Origin of the sequence: Treponema sp. OMZ 798 (assembly GCF_024181385.1) — a bacterium.
GTDB lineage: Bacteria > Spirochaetota > Spirochaetia > Treponematales > Treponemataceae > Treponema_B.
Map to the genome: position 1 here is coordinate 1,491,771 of NZ_CP051305.1, position 18,201 is coordinate 1,509,971.

Consider the following 18,201-nt stretch of genomic DNA (forward strand, 5'->3'; position numbering starts at 1 on the left):
TTCAAGGAGCTCTATACTTTAAATTTATTAACCTCAAATGCCAAATTCTCAATACTGATTTTATTTTTTTGCGTAATTTCATTGACTTCCTTCATTGCATCACTTATTTGGACAGCACTCGAAGCCATCTCATTCATACTTAGCGTAATTTTTCGGGTTAACTCATCTAATTTAGTCATCTCTTCAGCAACCTGCTCACCGCCTCTTAACATTTCAGCCGAGCCGTTGTTTACTTCAATAGTTACGGAATTAATATTTTTTATTGCATTTAAAATTTCTACACCTGCATTTTCCTGTTCACGCATTGATTGCGTTAAAGATTCACTCATAGATTTTACTTGTTCTGAAAGATTGAAAATTAAGCCGAATTTTTCTTCAGCCGTTCTAGAAGATGCAGATAAGGAATCGATTTCGCCGCTTAAAGCTTTAAGAGTCGCCGTAATTGTTTTTCCCTGAGCACTTGACTCTTCGGCTAATTTTCTGATTTCGTCGGCAACTACGGCAAACCCTTTTCCTGCTTCTCCTGCATGAGCGGCTTCAATCGCGGCATTCATAGCCAAGAGATTTGTTTGGCTTGCAATATGCTGAATAACACTGCTTGCCTCCAAAAGCCCGCCTGATTCTTCTGCAATTTTTTGAGTTACTCTATTTGACTTAGAAACGGTTTCTTTTCCGTCTTCAGTTGATTCGGCAAGAGTCTTAATAAGTTCATCGGTTTTTTCCAAGGTTTTAGTTATTGAAGCAATATTTGCAGTCATCTGCTCAATCGAAGCCGACGAGCGTGAAACACTTTCAGCCTGATTTTCAATTGAGGCATTTAGTTGCTTAATTGTTTTGATTATCTGTTCAATTGTGGCGGCCGTTTCCGTAACACTTGATGCTTGTGTCAAAGCCTGTTGTTTTACGCCGTTGATATTTTCAGTAATTTCATGAACGGAATCGGCTGTCCGGTTCATATTTGAAGCCAGGTTAGAACCGATTTCGGCCATTGAGCGGCTGTTAAGCCCTACAGACTGCATTGAATTTCCTATTTTTTCGATTGTTCTATTAAAATATTCGGATAGTTCCGTAATTTCATTATTACCAATTAGAGGCAGCCTTACGGTTAAATCACCCTCGCCTTGAGAAATATTTTTAAGAACTCCAATTACTTTGTTAATAGGTTTAACAATATTGTTTGCGGTAAAAAATCCTATAAGTACCGCAATAAGTATACCGCATAAGGCAACAAGGATAAAAATATTTAAAAAGTTGGATACGTTCTCCGAAATAAATTCTGAAGAAGGAGCCGTTATCAATAATTTCCATCCCGAATATCTCATTGTAGACAGGGCCGAAATATGTTTTATTCCGTTTATTTTAGAAACTTTTACAGCCGATTTTTTTGAAGTGAGCATATCTTTTAAGAATATCGAAAAATCCGTTTCTTTCGAATTTAATATTTCGGCAAAAAAATTTTTATATAAAATTTCCGGCCTGCGGCTTCCCAGAATAATTCCGGAAGGACTTATAAGATAAGCCTGCCCCGTTTTACCGACAATTATATCGCTTATTAAATTAGATAAAGAGTCGCCTAAAATGGAAGCATTAATAGTGCCCACAATTTTTCCCTGTAAATCACGTAGGGGAATTGCAATTATAGAAACATATTTTCTTTTTGTTAAAGACATTTCAGGTTCCGTAATTACATATTTTCCTTTTATGACGGATTTAAACCACTCGGCATTTTTTATGTTTTCCTCTTTATCGTCTGTGGTGTACAAAATACCGTCAAGTCCGCTTATTCCGAAACTAAGCCACCCGCTTTGCTTCAGCATTTGGATTTCATTTTTAAAAAAATCAATTTTCTGTGAATAAGAAATTCCCTTATCTTGAATGATCGGCATATTTGAAAATGTATCCAACTTTTTGAATATTGAATCTGCCCTCTCATTTAAAACTTTAGAAGAACCTTCAGCTAATTCATTTATAAAATATTCGGTATTACGCATAAGAGAAAAAGAAGCAAGGTATACCGATATTATACATATTACCGTTAAAAGAGATACGGCAAAAAATATAAAAACCCCTATCATCTTATTTTTTATTGAAAATAATTTTAATCTTCCGCCTGTATTTTCGTTTTTTTGTTTCATAATTTTTATTCTCCCAGCGTACGGTCCGCATCTTTTACAAAAGAGTTAAGAACATTTTGGATATCTTTACCGGATGAAGCTTCCTTTAATGCCTTATTCCAATATTCCCGCATTTTTGAAAATCCGGTTATATTATTATAATATTGCCCAAAGAATTTTTGAAGTACAGAATTATATAATATTTCGTCATCGGAAGTTTCAATTTGAATTTTAGATGTAGCCGGAAAACCTCCTGAAGCTTTTACAAGTTTACCTGCCCAAACTTCATCGGTTGCAGCAAATTTTAAAAACAGTTTTGCGGCTTCTATTCTTTGTTTATCGGAGCTTTTAAACACGCATGCTCCGCCTGCTAAAAATTCCAGTAAAGGCGCAGAAGAATCATTCGGGAAAGGCATATAAATCGGAGTAAAATCTTTACCCTTATAGTTTCGTTTTCCGTCATACATTTTATTAAGCTGGGGTGAATATAAAATAGTGTGAGCCGCTTTTGACTCTGCAAACATGGAAATTGCATCATTGGAAGTAAGCTCTGCACCGTCAAGCAAAAGGCCTTCATTCATTGCATTTATGGTCCATGTCAAATTTTTTACGGCCTGAGTAGAATTAAAAATATATTTTGAATAGTCTTCATTTAAAAGATTAGCATTTCCGAATAGGTTTACCAAAAAAGCCCTTGTGCCTTGATCACCTCCCATAGTTTTATAATAAAAAACTCCGGGTGTTTTTTCTTTAGGCAGTTTTTCTCTTAAAGATCTAAGAAGCGTTTCATATTCGGCTACAGTCCAGCGCCGATCCAAGCGTTTATAAGGTAAAAGATCTATAAGTCCCAAATCTTCAAGCATCTCTTTATTGAAGGCCATGGAAAAAGGGCCTTCATGCATGGGATACATGTACGAACGCCTGTCTTTACCGGCGGAAATTTCCAAAAGTCCTGTGGTAATATAAGGTTTTTCGGCTGCAAGAATATCATCCAACGGTTCCAGTAAGCCCGCTGCTGCCCAAGCAAGAATGCGACCTGGTGCATCATAAACGACATCCGGAGCCTTGCCGTCAGCTATTGCAGCTTCGATTTTTGCCTGCCCGTCTGCAAAACTTATAAGCGTAAAATTAACCTTAATACCCGGATATTCTTTTTGAAAGGCTTCGATAAGGCTTTTTTCAAAACCGCCGCTTTCTCCTGTTTCAGATGTAAAATTAGGAAAACTCCAAAATTCGATTTCGGCAGTAACCTGCTTCTTTTCTTTGTTTATACATCCTACAAGAATTAAAAAAGACATCACAAAACAAATACATAAAGATTTCTTTTTTAAAAGTTTCATATAAAACCTCTCAGTATAATATTAATCGTTAAAAAACATTTGCTTTTTTATCGGTATTCATAGCTTGTCTTAAAATAGTATTTATACGGCTTTGGTAACCTTTTCCGTATGATTTAAGCCAAGCAATAATATCGGAATCAAGTCTTATTGATAAAGGCTTTTTAACAGGGCGGTACATTTCCAAAAAATCAGCTTTTGTTAGTTCAGGAATGTCTGAAGTATCTATCGGCCTATCATTTAAAGCTTTTAATTCTTCAATCTTTTCTTTTGTTAAGTTTTTCTTAGCTTCCGTAATATTCATTGATTTTCCCGCATTTTATTGTATATACAAAATAGTATTTTGTCAAGTCCGGCCTATTCTCCTCGACAAAAATTAAAAAAAGCGGTATAATAGCTTCGATGAAAACAAAACAAACATTAATTCAAACTAAACTTTTTTCATTTGAAGATAAAAAGTACAAGGACTTTAATAAAAAGCTGATTCCTAATATTGATGAAAATACTATGATAGGCATAAGAACGCCTGTCTTACGTAAATTTGCAAAGGAGTTTTTTAAGTCGGAACCGGAAGCGGTATCGGCCTTTATGAAGGATGTGCCGCACAAGTACTTTGAAGAGAACAACCTGCACTGCTTTTTTATTGAAAATATAAAAGATTTTGATGAAGCGGTAAAAGAAACCGAAAAGTTTTTGCCCTACATCGACAACTGGGCAACCTGCGACAGCTTCTCTCCCAAACTGTTTAAAAAATACCACGAAGAAATTTACAAAAAAATTTTGGTGTGGATAAAATCGAAACATACCTATACCGTAAGGTACGCTATAGGGCTTTTATTATCGAATTATCTTGATGAGCATTTTAAACCCGAAATGCTTGAGCTTGTTTCAAAAATCAGATCAGACGATTATTATGTAAACATGATGATAGCTTGGTACTTCAGCATTGCCCTCGTCAAGCAATACAAGACAGCCATCCCATACATCGAAGAAAAAAAACTTGACACCTTCACCCACAACAAGGCTATTCAAAAAGCAATCGAAAGCTATCAAATTCCTAAAGAGGTAAAAGAACTTTTGCGAGGGATGAAGGTGAGAACACAATAAAAATTATTTTGATGCCCCTTGCGGTTAAATAAACTTTTTGTTTGCTATACTCCAACCTGCAATTTTGCTTTAAGAGCATTTTGCAATTCTTGCGAAAAATTCAAATTGGCATTTTCGGCAGCTTCTGCAAGCCAGGCCGGAAGAGATACATTTTTTCTAAGACATTTATCTTGCTTTAAATATTTTTTGTCCGTTTTGATGAGAGTAATAAATTCCGCTTCTTTAGGTTTTTTAATATTAGCGAATTCTGTCGGTATAGGCAGCTTTTCATTATCTTTTAACATTAAGTGTATGCGTCCGGTTAAAGCCTCTTCAGCCATAACAAAAGCTTCCTGAAGTGTATCGCCGCAAGTAGCCAGTTCCAAATCATAAAAATCTACGGAATACCCGCCTGTTTCGTCTTTATAAAATATTGCCGGATATAAATACATTTTCTACTCCTTTAAGCCAGCCTATTTTAAAATACTGTTTATAACCAATTTCGATAAATCTTTATTACCATGAAATGGAATCGTAACCTTGCCTTTTTTTGACTTGTGCAAATAATGATAATGAGACCCCACTGTTGAATCTAAATACCAGCCGTCTTTTTTTATTATCTTTTCCATTTCTTTAAATGTCATAATTTATTATACACATTTATACACATTCCGTCAAGATTATTTTTCCCTAAAAATTTTCAACTTCAATGCTTGACAAATTAGAATTTATATACTAGGGAGCCTCTAAAAACATCAGTTTTTAGAGGGTTTCCTTAAATTTAATTTGCGATGTTTTTCATAAGTCATTGATACATAAGGACTTATGAAAAACTCGTCGGGCATCTCTAAAAATCCAACAAGGTTTTTAGAGATGCCCACTAGTATTATGCCTATAGTAAAATTAATTTTAAACGGCTGGCGATTTAATCTTTCTCACGCCTCAAATTTAACGGATAAAGCCACTGAGAAAAATGCCCCCTTACAATAGGAACAGCAATTGATATCAATTCTTATATGGTATTTCTTAAACCTACTGGTATAGGTATGTCGCTTGTATGTCCAATAAGATGGGAAATTAATTTCGGAAAGGTACCTAAATTTAATATGTTTATTGAAGTAGCTCCTGTTATAGGATTTTCATATTCACCGTATGGTATGTGGCTTATTGTAAAACCAGTAAATGATAAATTAAGTATTGATTTTATACCTCAATTCAGTATAGATCTTAGAGCCAGACTGCCGAATAAAAAATAAACGTAAACATCTGGGCATATTTTTAAGTTCCATAAAAATATGCTTAGATTCAACAAAAAAGATTGACAAGAAAATCAGTATCATATATAATACCATATAATGAAGGTGCCAATAATAGTTATAGATACAAATGTGATTTTATCCGCACTAAAAAGTAGAAATGGAAGATCAAATCAGCTGTTAAGAATTATAGATACAGGTAAATTTGATTTTGCTATTTCTGTTCCGCTTATTTTGGAATATGAATCTGTTTTGAAAAAACACTTAGATCGCAGCTATTATTTAGAAAAAGACATTGACGATTTTATCGATTATCTTTGTTACATTGGAAAGAAAATAAAGCTTTTTTATTTGTGGAGACCATATTTAAAAGATCCTCATGATGATCATATATTGGAGGTAGAGATTCATTCTAACAGTAAGGTTATAGTAACATACAATAAAAAAGATTTTAAAGAAGCCGAAGATTTAGGTATATGTTCACTAACTCCGGCAGAATTTATAAATAAAATAAATGGAGGTGAAAAATGAGTACATTGAGTATTAGAATACCGGATTCATATCATATGATGGTAAAAGAGGTTTCAAAAACCGATAATATTTCAATCAATCAGTTCATAACGGCTGCAATAGGCGAAAAATTGACTGCGTTACAAACCGAAAACTATGTTAAAGAAAGGGCAAAAAAAGGCTCCAAAGAAAAGTTTTTAGCAGTTTTAAATAAAGCTCCCGATATTGAGCCCGAGGAATATGATATGTAATTAATTGTTTTTCTACCCCCCAATCTGTAATTTTGCTTTAAGGGCATTTTGCAACTCTTGATTTAACCGTGCTAGAAAAACAAGGCATTCTTAACAAAAGCTAAAATTTTTATATATACATCTTGAATATTTTGATAAGATTATGATAAAATTATGATATTGGAGGTGCTTATGTTACAAATCAGACCTGTTTCAGATTTACGAAATAAATTTTCCGAAATAGAAAATATAGTTATTTCAAGTAGAAGTCCTGTATTTCTTACAAAAAACGGATACGGTTCTATGGTGCTAATGAGTCTTGATATGTACGAAAGTCTTACAGATAATGTGGAAAATAGACTTAATGAGGCTGATTTTCAGGCTGCTTCCACCAATGTTAGGCTTTCTCATGAAGATGTATTTTCAGATATCCGCTCTCGAATAAAGTTAGGTAAATGAAAAAATATATTTTGCGTTATCTTCCTTTAGCAAAACAGGATTTAGACGGTATCATAAATTATATTCAAAATAATTTACAAAATCCTATTGCAGCAGAAAACACACTCTCAAAGATTGAATCTGCAATACTTGAAAGACTTGGCAACCCGGAAGATTTTGCAATATGGAGCTCAAAAAAGCAACGTCCATATCCGTATCGAAGAATAAATGTCGGAAATTATACAGTCTGGTATGTTGTAATTGATAATATTATGGAAATAAGGCGAATTTTATATTCAAGGCGTTACGAAGAAAATTTAATTTGATTGATTTTATGAATATATAATCAACATCTTTGCGCTCTTGGCGAGCTGCGCGGTTAAATAAAATTTTTCTGCGGCTACACCCCAACCTGTAATTTTGCTTTAAGGGCATTTTGCAACTCTTGCGAAAAATTCAAATTGGCATTTTCGGCAGCTTCTGCAAGCCAGGCGGGGAGAGATACATTTTTTCGTACTGCCCTCGAGTATGTCATAGCTCTATATTTTTTCGTATCAGCCTTTATAATGGAAAGTATATCATTTTGAGTATGTAGGATTTTTTTCTGAGGTGTCGCATTAGGAATATCAAAGCCTTCATCTTCTGCAACACAAAGCCAGGCCGACATTGCATCTTCCATTTGCTTCATTGCATCCTGTAAGTCTTTACCGGTTGTTATGCAGCCTTTGAGGTCAGGTACTCGTGCATATACCGTATCTTTTTCTTCCGTAAAAATAGCAGTATAAACATATTTCATTTTTTAGCTCCCTGTTCAATTTCTTTTTGAATGTACCGCAAGTCATTTTTATTAAAGCTATGCCTTTTAAGCGGAATAGAACATCTTAATTCGATATTGCAATATATATCGTGATTTGCCCCATGCCGTTTTAAAAAATACCCTGCTTTTTCTAATGCTTTTATTGCTTGCATTCGTTCATTCATATTATAATTATACACAATTATTACACATTCCGTCAAGATTATTTTCTCTCCAAAATTCTCAAATTCAAGGCTTGACAACTTAGAATTTATACACTAGTATTATATTTATATTAAAATTAATCTTGTAAAAGGACACAAAAAAAAGAAGTTAAATATGAAAAAAATATTGATAATTTTTTTCTGTATTATGTTGGTTTCTGTAAATATTTTTGCAGAATCTAACGATTTATCAAACGGAAACGGTAATGGAGGAAAAAACAAAATTGGGGCATGGCTGGGATTTCCTTTTATTGGTTTATCTTATTCACATGAATTTAATGATTTGATTGAGTTGGATGTACTTGTAGGGATAACAGGTCTACCATTTATAAGCAGACAAATAAACTTTAGAACAGGACTTCTTTTTACAGTATGGGAACCTGTAATTAACGTAGAAAAATGCCCTCTTACAATCGGGCCCGCTATTGATATTAATAGTTTCATGTTGTTGATACTGCCTGCTTCTCTCGGAGTTACACTATTAAGCCCTATACGCTGGGAAGTAAATTTCCGAAGTGCTCCTTCATTTAACTTATTTATAGAAGCTGCACCGGCTATAGGTTTCTCATATGCATTACCCTATACACATGGAACAGGTATGGTTATAAGCTTGCAAAATATGCAGATAAACGATAAAGTCTCTATTCACTGGATACCTCATATCGGTCTTGGGCTTCGATACCGCATTCCGAATAAAAAATAAATAAATCGTAGGCATATTTTAAAGTTCCATAAAAATACGCCTAGTAAACAAATCACTCGACACTCAACCATTAAAAATTCTTTGAGTTATTATTGGCCTTTGCGGTTAAATAAAATTTTTCTACGGCCAAATCACAATCTGCAATTTTGCTTTAAGAGCATTTTGCAATTCTTGAGAGAAATTAAGATTGGCATTTTCGGCCTTGTAATTTAACCATGCAGGAAGTGTAACCGTTTTTTTTACCGACTTTTCGGAGAATTGTCTGCGCCATTTATCCGTGTCAGCTATAACATAGTTTACAAATCCGTCTTTTATTTTTACATCCGATATATTACTGGCTTTTGGTATTGCTTGATTGTTATCTTCATAATGGACAAGCATCATAGCTATGGCATCTTCCGCCATTTCTATAGCTTCAGTTACTGTGTCTCCGAATGTAAAGCAGCCGGAAATATCGGGAACTCTAACCCCTATTTTTCCATCATCATTTTCAAAAATAACAGGATATGTATATTTCATTTTTACCTCCGCTAACCTATTTAATACCGGCTTCTTTCAAAATATTATGTGCAGTTCCTTTTGGAATATCACCTTTATGACGCGGTATTGCTATCATCTTTCCGCTTTCTTTGTGAATTGCTTTATCATGTTTTGCTCCGGTTATTATTTCATAACCGGCCTTTTTTAAGAGCTTTATAATTTCATTGGATGTCATAGATCAACCTGCAAGAATATTATAGCACGTATTAACACGTATTGTCAATCGTTTTTTGTGGAGCCGACTTTTTCTCCCCCAAAAGATTCCTTCCCAAATTAAAATCCCAAATTAAAATCTTGACAAATCATCGTTTATATGTTAGTATACCCTTATGGTAAAACTAATTTTAAGAGGCTTACAATTTAATTTTTCTCAAAACTCAAATTTAATGCTGAAAGATACGGAGAAAAATGTTAGCCTAAGTTTACCCCCCCCCCCCATTTTCTCTATTAAGTAAAATATCTCTAATCAGTAGGTTCTTCTTTTATTTTTGTTCTCATATAAAAAATTCTCTTTGCAAAAATACGATTATCTATAATTTTCACAACGCAATTTACCGTCTTTACCTTTTTTGTAAACACAAAATAGGTAAAGATAAAATATATAAATTGAAAGGAGGTGAAAGTATGAAATACGAAAAACCTGAAGTTGTTGCACAGAACAGCAACAACGGTTCTTTTGCAGCAGGCTGTCCTACAAATAAGGATGGGTGTTCGTCCAATTGCAAAAATTGCGAAAGAACAAAGTAAGCCATAGGCTAACCCGTGCCATGGGAATTTACGGCACCAAACTGTTTTTTGTACAGTGCAACAAAAACGGTAGCCTTGGGGCAGGGCTTAAACTTGCCCTAAATTTTTATTAAAACTTAATACTATTTGAAAACATTTTTAATTTAAGGAGTTATTTTATGCAAATAGGCGGAAATGGAAACATTTTTGGATATAACTATACATTACTTGGAATTGTAAAAATGAAATTTGTTTACGGTATTTTATCGGAACAAGGTGTAAATGCAATACATATTATGCTTTATAAAGGAACTGTATCGAACGCCCTTGATTTTGATGAAAAATTATTTGAGCCGATAGGTATCAATGTTTTTGAATCATACGAAAAAGAATTCGAAGCTGCCTTAGAAGAAGTATTGAAGCAACTTTTGGATGGGGCTATCGATAAGCAAATTGATGAGCAATATCCCAATAATAAATTTGCAAATGAAATAGCAAATTTTTCTAATATTACCATAAATGAGAATAATAAATCTTATACTCTGTTTGGTATTTTTCAAAAAAAATATTCTTACTTTATATTGTTTGATAAAGAAACAGAACTGTATTCAATACAACCTTATAAAACCTCAAAACCTATTTTAAATTTCCAAAATCAAGAATTAGGAGAAAGCAGTATTCAGACACTTGATAAAACAGTTAAAAGCTATCTCCTTGGTAATATAGAGCAAATTATTATGGGAAAATGTGATGTATTTATTGAAAATAATAGTAAATAACCAATAATTTGAAACTAAAATATAATAATGCAAAAAAAAGCAAAAATATAAAGATGAAACTCCATTGTAAAAAGACGGAGTCCAGAGGCAGAGCCTCTGGTCTTGCTTTTTGGAGGTGGGGTCATAGGGGAGGAGGCTTTTTTTGCTCGAAACGAAAAAAGTCTCCTCCCCTAAAGGAGAAAAAGCAATGTATTACCGTCAAAAATTCGACACCTTTATCCGTAACTATGAAGGAGCGGGCTATATTACTAATACGGGAAACTTTTTAGACCGAGTTGTAAACGGGAGCGGTACCGTTTTTTTGACAGCTCTTTCCCGCAAACCTCAAACTCTGGAAGAACTTGTTCAAAAAATAGCAGCCTCATTTATCGATGTAAGCCCTCAAGACATTATAGAAGATGCAAAAACTTTTTATGATGAACTTTTTGAAGACGGCTTTTTAACAAGAGGCAGCACTATTGAAGAGCTTGACTTAAACGATAAACGCTTTTCATACTCGGTACTGGAACCTAAAACAATCAAAAAAGATTTTACTCCTATTATTCAAAGAGCTAAGGAAAGTACACAAGATTATTTGGAACGGCATTTTAAGGGGAAACCTCAGCTTTCAAGTTTTCAAATAGAATTAACCAGCAAGTGTAATGAACGGTGCGTGCACTGCTACATTCCGCACGAGTTTAAACTAACCAATATAAAACCGGAACTTTATTACAGTGTACTAAAACAACTTCAAGAAATGAATGCCTTGAGCGTAACCCTTTCAGGCGGAGAGCCCATGTGCCATCCCAAATTTAAAGAATTTTTGCAGGCAGCAAAGGACTATGATTTCTCGGTAAATGTTCTTTCAAACCTAACCCTTGTCGATGACGAAATTATTAACATAATGAAAAACTCCCGCCTTTCAAGTGTGCAAGTTTCTCTTTATAGTATGAATCCCGCCCACCATGATGAAATTACGCAGCTTAAAGGTTCTTTTGAAAAAACAAAAAATGCTATTTTAAGACTCATCGAAAACGATATTCCCTTACAGATAAGCTGCCCCACAATGAAGCAAAATAAAGACGACTATGGTGAAGTTATGCGTTGGGCTCATGAACACAAGGTTCGTGCAGTTACCGATTATATTATGATGGCTCGGTATGACCATACCACAGGCAACCTTGATAACCGCTTACACTTATGTGAGGTTGAAAAAATTATCCGCGATATTTTGGCTGATGACATTGACTATCAGACTGAATTATTAAAACCCGATTTTGACCAAAGAATAAAGGCCCTGACAAACGATCCTGACGGAATTGTATGCGGTGTAGGTATTTCCTCCGCCTGTATGATAGCAAACGGAAATGTTTATCCTTGTGCAGGTTGGCAGGATTATATTTGCGGTAACCTTTACGAAAAATCCTTAAAAGATATTTGGTACAATTCTGAAAAAATGAATTTTTTGCGTAATATCCGAAACAAGGATTTTCCCGAATGCGGCTCTTGTGAGGATAAACCTTTTTGCGGTATGTGCATGGTACGCAATGCAAACGAAAACCCTGAAGGTGATCCTTTTAAAATAAACAAGCACTTTTGTAAGGTTGCAGCTTTAAATAAAAATATTGTTTACGATTGGAGAAAAAAACACGGTGTCTCGCAATAATACTTCGGTCTTGCCTGTTATGACAAACCTTGAACTTGAAATCTCAAATCCTTGTAACGAACGCTGTGTACATTGTTACAGAACCTGCTCAAATACGGCAAAGGGATTTTTATCGGCAGCCCAAGCGGAAAGTATTGCAGAACAGGTTATGCCACTTATGCAGGAAAATCATAGGGAAGTTCTTATCACAGGCGGGGAAAGTATGCTCAACCCTGAATGGAAAGAAATTGTAAAGTGTTTTATTGAAAAAGGTTTTAGAGTTTCTCTTTTTACAAACGGCACTCTTCTTGATGAAAGGTCTGCCGATTTTCTTTCCCAATTTAATCGGAAGCAATTAAAAGAAGTGCAATTTTCCCTTTACGCAATAGACGAAAAAATTCACGATTCCGTTACAAGGCTTAAAGGTTCATTTCAAAAAACTATGAAGGCTATCAAATTATTACGAGAACGAAAGGTACCTGTATTTATTGCCTGTCCTGCAATGCAGGAAAATAAAAAGGCATTTCCCGATTTAATGAGATGGGCCGATAAAAACGGTATTCCGTCCTGTGTTGATCTTTATATTTTCGGTTCATCGGATTATACGGGCAGTAATCTTTCGCAGCGTCTGTCTTTTACGGACTTGGAGGATTTTTTTAAAATCAGTTTAGAAAATGACGGGGAGCTTTCATATATCTGGGGAAATAAAAAAGATGTTGACTTAACTGAAAGGTTTTACCGCTCTGCATCTTCTTTACTTTGTATTTCAGGGGACGGAACTATCTATCCTATGATAGGCTGGTATACACCGTTAGGCTCTATTCATACGGATAGAATTAAAGACATTTTCTTTAACTCTCCTTTTTTACAAAAAATACGCACCATAAGTATAGCCGATATCCCTGAATGCCGTACTTGTGAAGCTGTTAATTATTGTTTTTTCTGTCCTAGTCCTCATATAACGGCTAACAATGGAGAACTATACAAACTTGATAAATACTTTTGTAATTTTATTAAACTGAAAAAAAACTTTGTAAAAAGAAGGGATGATTTTTTGAAAAAGGTAAAACCGTATGAAAAAAGAAATATTTGATAGTCACATTCATATAGGACGATTTTTTGATATTTATTATGATGCTCAAACGGTTTTTACAACATTAAAAAATGTCGGTGTAAGCGGATTTATGTATTCTTCCACTACTTCAGGTGAAACGGTGGACTCAAAAGAATCAGCCTTAAAGCTATACAAAAAAATTAAAGAAGAAATTATTGGTGCACAAAAAACAGCCGAGTCTCTTGATCTTAACTCTTATCCTTTGTATTGGATAATCCCCTTAATTCACCGATTATTGCCTGAACTTACGCTTGTCAAGGCTATGAGTGAAGCACCATATAAAGGTTTTAAACTTCACCCTCGTGCAAATGTCTGGGATATTTCGGATGCTTTTACAAGAGCTCTTGCAGAATCGGTATTTATCTATGCAGATAAAAAAAAGCTGCCCATTTTAATTCATACCGGTCCCGACACAGACCGTGCAGACCTGTTTGAAAGTTTTTTTAAGCTTTGTACAAACGGAAAAATTATTTTGGCACACTGCAGACCATTAGATACTACACTGCGGTTATTGGCTGAGTATGAAAATATTTTTTGCGACACTGCATTTGTAAATATTGAAACAATTAAACAAATCAAAGAAGCAGGATTTAAGAGTAAAGTTTTATTCGGCTCGGACTTTCCGATAACCGATTACATTAATAATAACAGAGAAAAGACAAAAGAACTTCCAAATACAAAAACTTTGTATTCGGAGTATCTTAAAAATATGTTTATTATGCAGGAAAATCCGTTATAAAATAAACAAAAACGGAAATACTGTAAATTTTTTATAAGAGAGAGGTACAACTATGGCAATATCATTTGCAGACGACGATGATGACTATGAGTATTATGAACAAAATACTTTTGTATGCAGTTTATGCGGTGCAACTGTGATTGAGGGATCAAAATTTTGTTCAAACTGCGGCTGTTCTTTTACACAACCTGTCCCGCCCCCCATTCCGCAAATTGAATACAGCATTGCGGTAAACGGAAAAGCGGAAGGCCCGTTTAATATGGAACAGCTGAAGGAAATGATCGGACAAGGCTCATTAACAAAAGAAATGCTTGTATGGAAAGCAGGAATGAGTCAATGGATAGAAGCCGAAAAAGCAGAAGATTTAAAACCTTTGTTTGAAGCTCTGCCCCCTCCGATTCCGACTGTAAAATAATTTTGTAAGGTATGCAAAAAGCTCTCTTTATTCATGGACTTAATTCTGATGAAAATTCGAGTACGGGACAAATAGTAAAAACACTATTGGAAAAGTACGGAATAGAACTTATTGTTCCTTCATTCGATATACTCAATCCGGAAAAAACTTTACAAGAAATTAATTCTTTGATAAGAGACTTGCATATTTCTACCATTGTAGGACATTCGATGGGAGGCTTTTATACTTTAGCCTCCCTTAACGGCCCGATAAAGATTTATATAAATCCCTGTCTTCTTCCGGCAGAAATACTCCCTGCCTTGATAGGCGATGTTGATCAAGAACTCATTAAAATCTTCCGCCGATTAACAGATGAAGCTTTTCGTAATATTGACCGTGAAGTTCGTATCACCTCTTACAGTATATTTGCAAAAGAAGATACTCTTTTTTCTTTTTATGATCTTTTTAAAAAATATTTTGGTAACAGATGCAGATATATAAATGGCAGTCATAAACCTTCAAAAGAAGATTTAGCCCAAGCTCTTGATTTTGCATTAAATTTAATTAAAAGCGATATAAAATGCTTTTTAAAGGAAGATGAAGTTTTAGGAAAATTGTTATTGTAAGACCAACCTGCAATCTTCCCCCCTATCTTGAATTTTTCCCACGCTTCAAGTATACTTAATTAAAATCTATCGGAACTTAAGAGGTTGTCTATGAATATTTACCGATTTTGTGTTAAAAGTAAGAAGGACTTACACTTTCAAATGCCCAAAAATGAGGAGCTTTTAAAGCAGGCCCATGTTCTGGGCTTTAAGACCGTTAAAGAAATAAGTACGGAAAACCTTTATTTTGTACGCGGGAATCTTTCAAATGAAGAAAAGAAGACCTTAGCCGACTTCTTGTTTTGCGATGAGCTTTACGAGTACAGCCAAACCGAAGACTTTAAACTAAAAGAAGAAAAAAATCTTTTTCATATAGAAACAGCCTTAAAGCCGGGAGTTACGGACTCCTCCTCACGCGAGGCCTTGAGAGCCGTAAAAGAACTCGGCATTCACGGCGTCGAAGAAATTACCAGCGGAAAGGCCTACGATATTTATGGAGAACTTAACGAAGCCGAAATAGACAAAATTGCAAAAAATCTTCTATGTAATGATGTTATAGAGCAGTACAAAATAGGCTTTGTAGAGCCTGCCTGGGCCCATGAACATGACGGAAAAAACGGACCTAACACAAGCGTTGAAACCATAGACATAGCTTCCATGAGCGATGAGGAACTTTTAGCCCTTTCAAACGAAAGACGGGCAGCTCTGGATATCCACGAGATGAGGGCTATCCGCGAATACTACAAGGAAGAAAAAAGGCCTTGCACCGATGCGGAATTTGAAATGATAGCCCAAACTTGGAGCGAGCACTGCGTTCATAAAACCTTTAAGGCAAAAATAGACATTGACGGGGCATCTCTCAACGATGAGCAAAAAAAAGCCTACCCGGATCTTTGCGTAAACAGCATAATCAAAACCTATATCAAAAAAGCCACCGACGACATTAATGCCCCTTGGGTTCTTTCTTCATTTGTGGACAATGCCGGTATAATCGAATTTGACGACAAATACGAAGTTTCCTTTAAGGCAGAAACTCATAACCATCCTTCTGCCATTGAGCCCTTCGGAGGGGCTAACACGGGAGTCGGCGGCGTTATAAGGGACGTTATGGGCGTTTCGGCCCGCCCCTTTGCCGTAACCGATGTCCTCTGTTTCGGCCATCCCGACACTCCGGCAGAAAATGTTCCCAAGGGAACCCTTCATCCTAAGCGCATAATTTCAGGCGTTATCGAAGGAGTTAAGGACTACGGAAACAAGATGGGCATTCCGACCGTAAACGGAAGCGTTCACTACCACGAAGCCTACGCTTCAAACCCGCTAGTCTACTGCGGATGTGCAGGTATCGCCCCCAGAGGTAAACACCGCACAAGCCCCTCTGTCGGAGACCACATTGTTTCTTTAGGCGGAAAAACCGGACGAGACGGCCTTAGGGGAGCCACCTTTTCTTCGATGGTTATGGATGCAAGCACAGGAGATGTTGCAGGCTCCTCCGTTCAAATAGGCGAGCCCATAATTCAAAAAAAGGTTGCGGAAGTACTCATCGATGCCCGCGATCAGGGGCTCTATTCTGCAATTACAGACTGCGGAGCAGGAGGTTATTCTTCTGCCGTAGGAGAGATGGCCTCTACCCTCGGCTGCGATGTAGACCTTGCGAGAATCCCCGTAAAATATCAGGGGCTTGCTCCATGGGAGCTATGGCTTTCGGAGGCTCAGGAAAGAATGGTCATCGCCGTTCCTCATGACAAACTCGAAACCTTGCAAAAGCTTTGCGATGCAAACGATGTGGAATTAACCGACCTCGGCCGTTTTACCGGAGATGCAGTTTTAAAGGTGCGCTTCGGCGAAAAGGAAATAATAAATCTTTCATGCGGCTTTTTACATTCGGGCCCGCCGCAAAGAAAGCTCAAAGCGGCTCCTCCCAAAGAAGGAAGGGCTCTTATAAAATATCCCGAATATAAGGAGCCTGATCTAAATGAGGCCTTAAAGGCTGTGGTAAACCATCACGCCGTAAATTCAAAGGAAGATATAGTAAGGCTTTACGACCATGAGGTTCAAGGCGGCACAATCCTCCGTCCCTATGATGGCCCCGAAGGAAATGTTCCTCAGGATGCAGCCGTTATAAAGCCTATGGAAACGGAAGGAAAAAAAGCCGTTGCAATCTCGAATGCCTTAAACCCGAGGCAGGGGCTCTTGGATCCTTATGCAGCTGCAGCAAGTGCGATAGACGAAGCTGTCCGAAATGCCGTTGCAGTCGGAGCTGACCCCGAAAAAACCGCCATCCTCGATAACTTTTGCTTAGGCGACCCCAACCGACCCGAAACCATGTGGGCACTGATCGAAATGGCACGCTCTTGCTACGACACGGCCCTTGTCTTTAAAACCCCCTTTATTTCGGGGAAAGATTCCTTTAATAACGAGTATCTGACCTCGGAAGGAGAGAGGGTTTCGATTCCGCCCTCGCTTTTAATCTCGGCGATGGGAATAGTTCCCGATATCGGAAAGGTTCCCGGTTCCGACTTTAAAAAAGAAGGCTCGGCTATTTACCTCGTAGGTAAACCTCAATTTTCTTTCGGCGGCTCGGTCTTTGCAGAACTTTTCGGCATTCCTCAAGGAGAGAGCGGTGCCGTTCCTCCCTTTAAAAAAGAAGCGGCTGAGCTTTATAAAAAACTTCACTCAAGCATAATGAGGGGCTTGGTGCTTTCATGCCACGACTTGAGCGAAGGAGGCTTGGCTGCCGCCCTCTACGAAATGTGTTTAAGCGGAATAGGAGCCGAGCTGAGCAGTGACTTTCACATAAAACTGGGAGCTTCAAAGATTGCAAGCCTCTTTGGAGAAACCACAGGCTGCCTCCTTGTAGAAATTGCAGAAGAAAACCGTTCAGCCTTTGAAAAGGAAATGGCAGGCTCGGCAATTTACGAAATCGGAAAAACTTGCGGAAAGGCAGGCCTTAAACTTTAATGGGCTTACTTTAACAAAGGTTAAGTGA

General features: G+C 36.5%; 24 protein-coding genes. 15 read left to right on the top strand and 9 right to left on the bottom strand.

The genetic code is table 11. The annotated features are described in order from the left end of the window. Positions 1–11 precede the first annotated feature (11 nt). Genes E4O07_RS07015 through E4O07_RS07025 form a run of 3 tightly spaced genes read right to left on the bottom strand, consistent with a single transcriptional unit; the run spans position 12 to position 3,755 of the window. A complete protein-coding gene (locus tag E4O07_RS07015; protein ID WP_253684750.1) occupies positions 12–2,135 on the bottom strand; it encodes a methyl-accepting chemotaxis protein in 2,124 nt (707 codons plus the stop codon). A gap of 5 nt (positions 2,136–2,140) precedes the next feature. Further along, positions 2,141–3,454, bottom strand: a complete 1,314-nt coding sequence (locus E4O07_RS07020) for an ABC transporter substrate-binding protein (RefSeq protein ID WP_253684751.1) — start codon at positions 3,452–3,454, stop codon at positions 2,141–2,143. Between the two features lie 28 nt (positions 3,455–3,482). Continuing rightward, positions 3,483–3,755 (bottom strand): BrnA antitoxin family protein, encoded by a 273-nt coding sequence (locus E4O07_RS07025; RefSeq protein WP_253679674.1) that lies wholly within the window; start codon positions 3,753–3,755, stop codon positions 3,483–3,485. 98 nt (positions 3,756–3,853) lie between these two features. Between E4O07_RS07025 and E4O07_RS07030 the strand changes: the two genes are divergently transcribed. Continuing rightward, the gene (locus tag E4O07_RS07030) at positions 3,854–4,558 is read left to right on the top strand and encodes a DNA alkylation repair protein (protein WP_253684752.1); all 705 of its coding nucleotides are present in this window, start codon (positions 3,854–3,856) and stop codon (positions 4,556–4,558) included. Between the two features lie 44 nt (positions 4,559–4,602). Here E4O07_RS07030 and E4O07_RS07035 read toward each other — a convergent pair whose 3' ends face one another. Both E4O07_RS07035 and E4O07_RS07040 read right to left on the bottom strand, forming a co-directional pair. Beyond that, positions 4,603–4,989 carry a type II toxin-antitoxin system HicB family antitoxin gene (locus tag E4O07_RS07035; RefSeq protein ID WP_253684753.1) on the bottom strand — a complete coding sequence of 129 codons (387 nt, stop codon included), beginning with the start codon at positions 4,987–4,989 and terminating at the stop codon, positions 4,603–4,605. Between the two features lie 21 nt (positions 4,990–5,010). Next, a complete protein-coding gene (locus tag E4O07_RS07040; RefSeq protein ID WP_253684754.1) occupies positions 5,011–5,181 on the bottom strand; it encodes a type II toxin-antitoxin system HicA family toxin in 171 nt (56 codons plus the stop codon). Positions 5,182–5,553: 372 nt separating this feature from the next. Here E4O07_RS07040 and E4O07_RS07045 point away from each other — a divergent pair, with 372 nt between their 5' ends. The 5 genes from E4O07_RS07045 to E4O07_RS07065 all read left to right on the top strand — a co-directional run bounded on the left by E4O07_RS07045 (position 5,554) and on the right by E4O07_RS07065 (position 7,297). Next, positions 5,554–5,793 (top strand): hypothetical protein, encoded by a 240-nt coding sequence (locus E4O07_RS07045; RefSeq protein ID WP_253684755.1) that lies wholly within the window; start codon positions 5,554–5,556, stop codon positions 5,791–5,793. A 99-nt stretch (positions 5,794–5,892) separates the two neighbouring features. Beyond that, entirely contained in the window at positions 5,893–6,324 is a 432-nt protein-coding gene (locus E4O07_RS07050; RefSeq protein WP_253684756.1) for a putative toxin-antitoxin system toxin component, PIN family, read from the top strand. Continuing rightward, entirely contained in the window at positions 6,321–6,554 is a 234-nt protein-coding gene (locus E4O07_RS07055) for a hypothetical protein (protein WP_253684757.1), read from the top strand. The genes E4O07_RS07050 and E4O07_RS07055 overlap by 4 nt, the downstream gene beginning before the upstream one ends. Before the next feature lie 171 nt (positions 6,555–6,725). After that, on the top strand, positions 6,726–6,992 hold the full coding sequence (locus E4O07_RS07060) for a type II toxin-antitoxin system Phd/YefM family antitoxin (protein ID WP_253684758.1): 267 nt from the start codon (positions 6,726–6,728) through the stop codon (positions 6,990–6,992). Further along, on the top strand, positions 6,989–7,297 hold the full coding sequence (locus tag E4O07_RS07065; protein WP_253684759.1) for a type II toxin-antitoxin system RelE/ParE family toxin: 309 nt from the start codon (positions 6,989–6,991) through the stop codon (positions 7,295–7,297). Before E4O07_RS07060 ends, E4O07_RS07065 begins: the two co-directional genes overlap by 4 nt. Positions 7,298–7,371: 74 nt before the next feature. Here E4O07_RS07065 and E4O07_RS07070 read toward each other — a convergent pair whose 3' ends face one another. Next, complete coding sequence (locus tag E4O07_RS07070) at positions 7,372–7,767, bottom strand: type II toxin-antitoxin system HicB family antitoxin (RefSeq protein WP_253684760.1); 396 nt, start codon at positions 7,765–7,767, stop codon at positions 7,372–7,374. Further along, positions 7,764–7,952: a type II toxin-antitoxin system HicA family toxin gene (locus E4O07_RS07075; protein ID WP_253684761.1), complete on the bottom strand. Its 189-nt coding sequence runs from the start codon at positions 7,950–7,952 to the stop codon at positions 7,764–7,766. The genes E4O07_RS07070 and E4O07_RS07075 overlap by 4 nt, the downstream gene beginning before the upstream one ends. Before the next feature lie 154 nt (positions 7,953–8,106). On the opposite strand from E4O07_RS07075, the gene E4O07_RS07080 reads away from it, so the two are divergent. After that, positions 8,107–8,694: a hypothetical protein gene (locus E4O07_RS07080; RefSeq protein ID WP_253691338.1), complete on the top strand. Its 588-nt coding sequence runs from the start codon at positions 8,107–8,109 to the stop codon at positions 8,692–8,694. Between the two features lie 120 nt (positions 8,695–8,814). Here E4O07_RS07080 and E4O07_RS07085 read toward each other — a convergent pair whose 3' ends face one another. Together E4O07_RS07085 and E4O07_RS07090 are read right to left on the bottom strand one after the other, a co-directional pair. Then, on the bottom strand, positions 8,815–9,213 hold the full coding sequence (locus E4O07_RS07085) for a type II toxin-antitoxin system HicB family antitoxin (RefSeq protein ID WP_253684763.1): 399 nt from the start codon (positions 9,211–9,213) through the stop codon (positions 8,815–8,817). Between the two features lie 16 nt (positions 9,214–9,229). Further along, a complete protein-coding gene (locus E4O07_RS07090) occupies positions 9,230–9,409 on the bottom strand; it encodes a type II toxin-antitoxin system HicA family toxin (protein WP_253684764.1) in 180 nt (59 codons plus the stop codon). A 449-nt stretch (positions 9,410–9,858) separates the two neighbouring features. Between E4O07_RS07090 and E4O07_RS13405 the strand changes: the two genes are divergently transcribed. From E4O07_RS13405 to purL, 8 genes are all read left to right on the top strand, one after another. Then, positions 9,859–9,981, top strand: a complete 123-nt coding sequence (locus E4O07_RS13405; protein ID WP_256487840.1) for a hypothetical protein — start codon at positions 9,859–9,861, stop codon at positions 9,979–9,981. Positions 9,982–10,139: 158 nt separating this feature from the next. Beyond that, positions 10,140–10,739: a hypothetical protein gene (locus E4O07_RS07095; RefSeq protein WP_253684765.1), complete on the top strand. Its 600-nt coding sequence runs from the start codon at positions 10,140–10,142 to the stop codon at positions 10,737–10,739. 142 nt (positions 10,740–10,881) lie between these two features. Further along, positions 10,882–12,384, top strand: a complete 1,503-nt coding sequence (locus E4O07_RS07100) for a radical SAM protein (protein WP_253684766.1) — start codon at positions 10,882–10,884, stop codon at positions 12,382–12,384. Then, a complete protein-coding gene (locus E4O07_RS07105; protein WP_253684767.1) occupies positions 12,371–13,456 on the top strand; it encodes a radical SAM/SPASM domain-containing protein in 1,086 nt (361 codons plus the stop codon). Before E4O07_RS07100 ends, E4O07_RS07105 begins: the two co-directional genes overlap by 14 nt. Further along, positions 13,437–14,216 (top strand): amidohydrolase family protein, encoded by a 780-nt coding sequence (locus E4O07_RS07110; protein WP_253684768.1) that lies wholly within the window; start codon positions 13,437–13,439, stop codon positions 14,214–14,216. The genes E4O07_RS07105 and E4O07_RS07110 overlap by 20 nt, the downstream gene beginning before the upstream one ends. Positions 14,217–14,268: 52 nt before the next feature. After that, on the top strand, positions 14,269–14,631 hold the full coding sequence (locus E4O07_RS07115) for a GYF domain-containing protein (protein ID WP_253684769.1): 363 nt from the start codon (positions 14,269–14,271) through the stop codon (positions 14,629–14,631). Between the two features lie 11 nt (positions 14,632–14,642). Further along, a complete protein-coding gene (locus E4O07_RS07120) occupies positions 14,643–15,236 on the top strand; it encodes a YqiA/YcfP family alpha/beta fold hydrolase (protein WP_253684770.1) in 594 nt (197 codons plus the stop codon). A 90-nt stretch (positions 15,237–15,326) separates the two neighbouring features. Then, the gene (gene purL / locus E4O07_RS07125) at positions 15,327–18,173 is read left to right on the top strand and encodes a phosphoribosylformylglycinamidine synthase subunit PurL (protein ID WP_253684771.1); all 2,847 of its coding nucleotides are present in this window, start codon (positions 15,327–15,329) and stop codon (positions 18,171–18,173) included. Positions 18,174–18,201: the final 28 nt, after the last annotated feature.

Excerpts from the sequence above, each read along its gene's own strand:
- E4O07_RS07090 (WP_253684764.1), bottom strand. The coding sequence starts at position 9,409 with ATGACATCCAATGAAATTATAAAGCTCTTAAAAAAGGCCGGTTATGAA.
- E4O07_RS07030 (WP_253684752.1), top strand. The coding sequence starts at position 3,854 with ATGAAAACAAAACAAACATTAATTCAAACTAAACTTTTTTCATTTGAA.
- E4O07_RS07055 (WP_253684757.1), top strand. The coding sequence starts at position 6,321 with ATGAGTACATTGAGTATTAGAATACCGGATTCATATCATATGATGGTA.
- E4O07_RS07110 (WP_253684768.1), top strand. The coding sequence starts at position 13,437 with ATGAAAAAAGAAATATTTGATAGTCACATTCATATAGGACGATTTTTT.
- E4O07_RS07040 (WP_253684754.1), bottom strand. The coding sequence starts at position 5,181 with ATGACATTTAAAGAAATGGAAAAGATAATAAAAAAAGACGGCTGGTAT.
- E4O07_RS07060 (WP_253684758.1), top strand. The coding sequence starts at position 6,726 with ATGTTACAAATCAGACCTGTTTCAGATTTACGAAATAAATTTTCCGAA.
- E4O07_RS07065 (WP_253684759.1), top strand. The coding sequence starts at position 6,989 with ATGAAAAAATATATTTTGCGTTATCTTCCTTTAGCAAAACAGGATTTA.
- E4O07_RS07085 (WP_253684763.1), bottom strand. The coding sequence starts at position 9,213 with ATGAAATATACATATCCTGTTATTTTTGAAAATGATGATGGAAAAATA.
- E4O07_RS07050 (WP_253684756.1), top strand. The coding sequence starts at position 5,893 with ATGAAGGTGCCAATAATAGTTATAGATACAAATGTGATTTTATCCGCA.
- E4O07_RS07120 (WP_253684770.1), top strand. The coding sequence starts at position 14,643 with ATGCAAAAAGCTCTCTTTATTCATGGACTTAATTCTGATGAAAATTCG.
- E4O07_RS07095 (WP_253684765.1), top strand. The coding sequence starts at position 10,140 with ATGCAAATAGGCGGAAATGGAAACATTTTTGGATATAACTATACATTA.
- E4O07_RS07015 (WP_253684750.1), bottom strand. The coding sequence starts at position 2,135 with ATGAAACAAAAAAACGAAAATACAGGCGGAAGATTAAAATTATTTTCA.
- E4O07_RS07025 (WP_253679674.1), bottom strand. The coding sequence starts at position 3,755 with ATGAATATTACGGAAGCTAAGAAAAACTTAACAAAAGAAAAGATTGAA.
- E4O07_RS07035 (WP_253684753.1), bottom strand. The coding sequence starts at position 4,989 with ATGTATTTATATCCGGCAATATTTTATAAAGACGAAACAGGCGGGTAT.
- purL (WP_253684771.1), top strand. The coding sequence starts at position 15,327 with ATGAATATTTACCGATTTTGTGTTAAAAGTAAGAAGGACTTACACTTT.
- E4O07_RS07045 (WP_253684755.1), top strand. The coding sequence starts at position 5,554 with ATGGTATTTCTTAAACCTACTGGTATAGGTATGTCGCTTGTATGTCCA.
- E4O07_RS07080 (WP_253691338.1), top strand. The coding sequence starts at position 8,107 with ATGAAAAAAATATTGATAATTTTTTTCTGTATTATGTTGGTTTCTGTA.
- E4O07_RS13405 (WP_256487840.1), top strand. The coding sequence starts at position 9,859 with ATGAAATACGAAAAACCTGAAGTTGTTGCACAGAACAGCAACAACGGT.
- E4O07_RS07020 (WP_253684751.1), bottom strand. The coding sequence starts at position 3,454 with ATGAAACTTTTAAAAAAGAAATCTTTATGTATTTGTTTTGTGATGTCT.
- E4O07_RS07115 (WP_253684769.1), top strand. The coding sequence starts at position 14,269 with ATGGCAATATCATTTGCAGACGACGATGATGACTATGAGTATTATGAA.
- E4O07_RS07070 (WP_253684760.1), bottom strand. The coding sequence starts at position 7,767 with ATGAAATATGTTTATACTGCTATTTTTACGGAAGAAAAAGATACGGTA.
- E4O07_RS07075 (WP_253684761.1), bottom strand. The coding sequence starts at position 7,952 with ATGAATGAACGAATGCAAGCAATAAAAGCATTAGAAAAAGCAGGGTAT.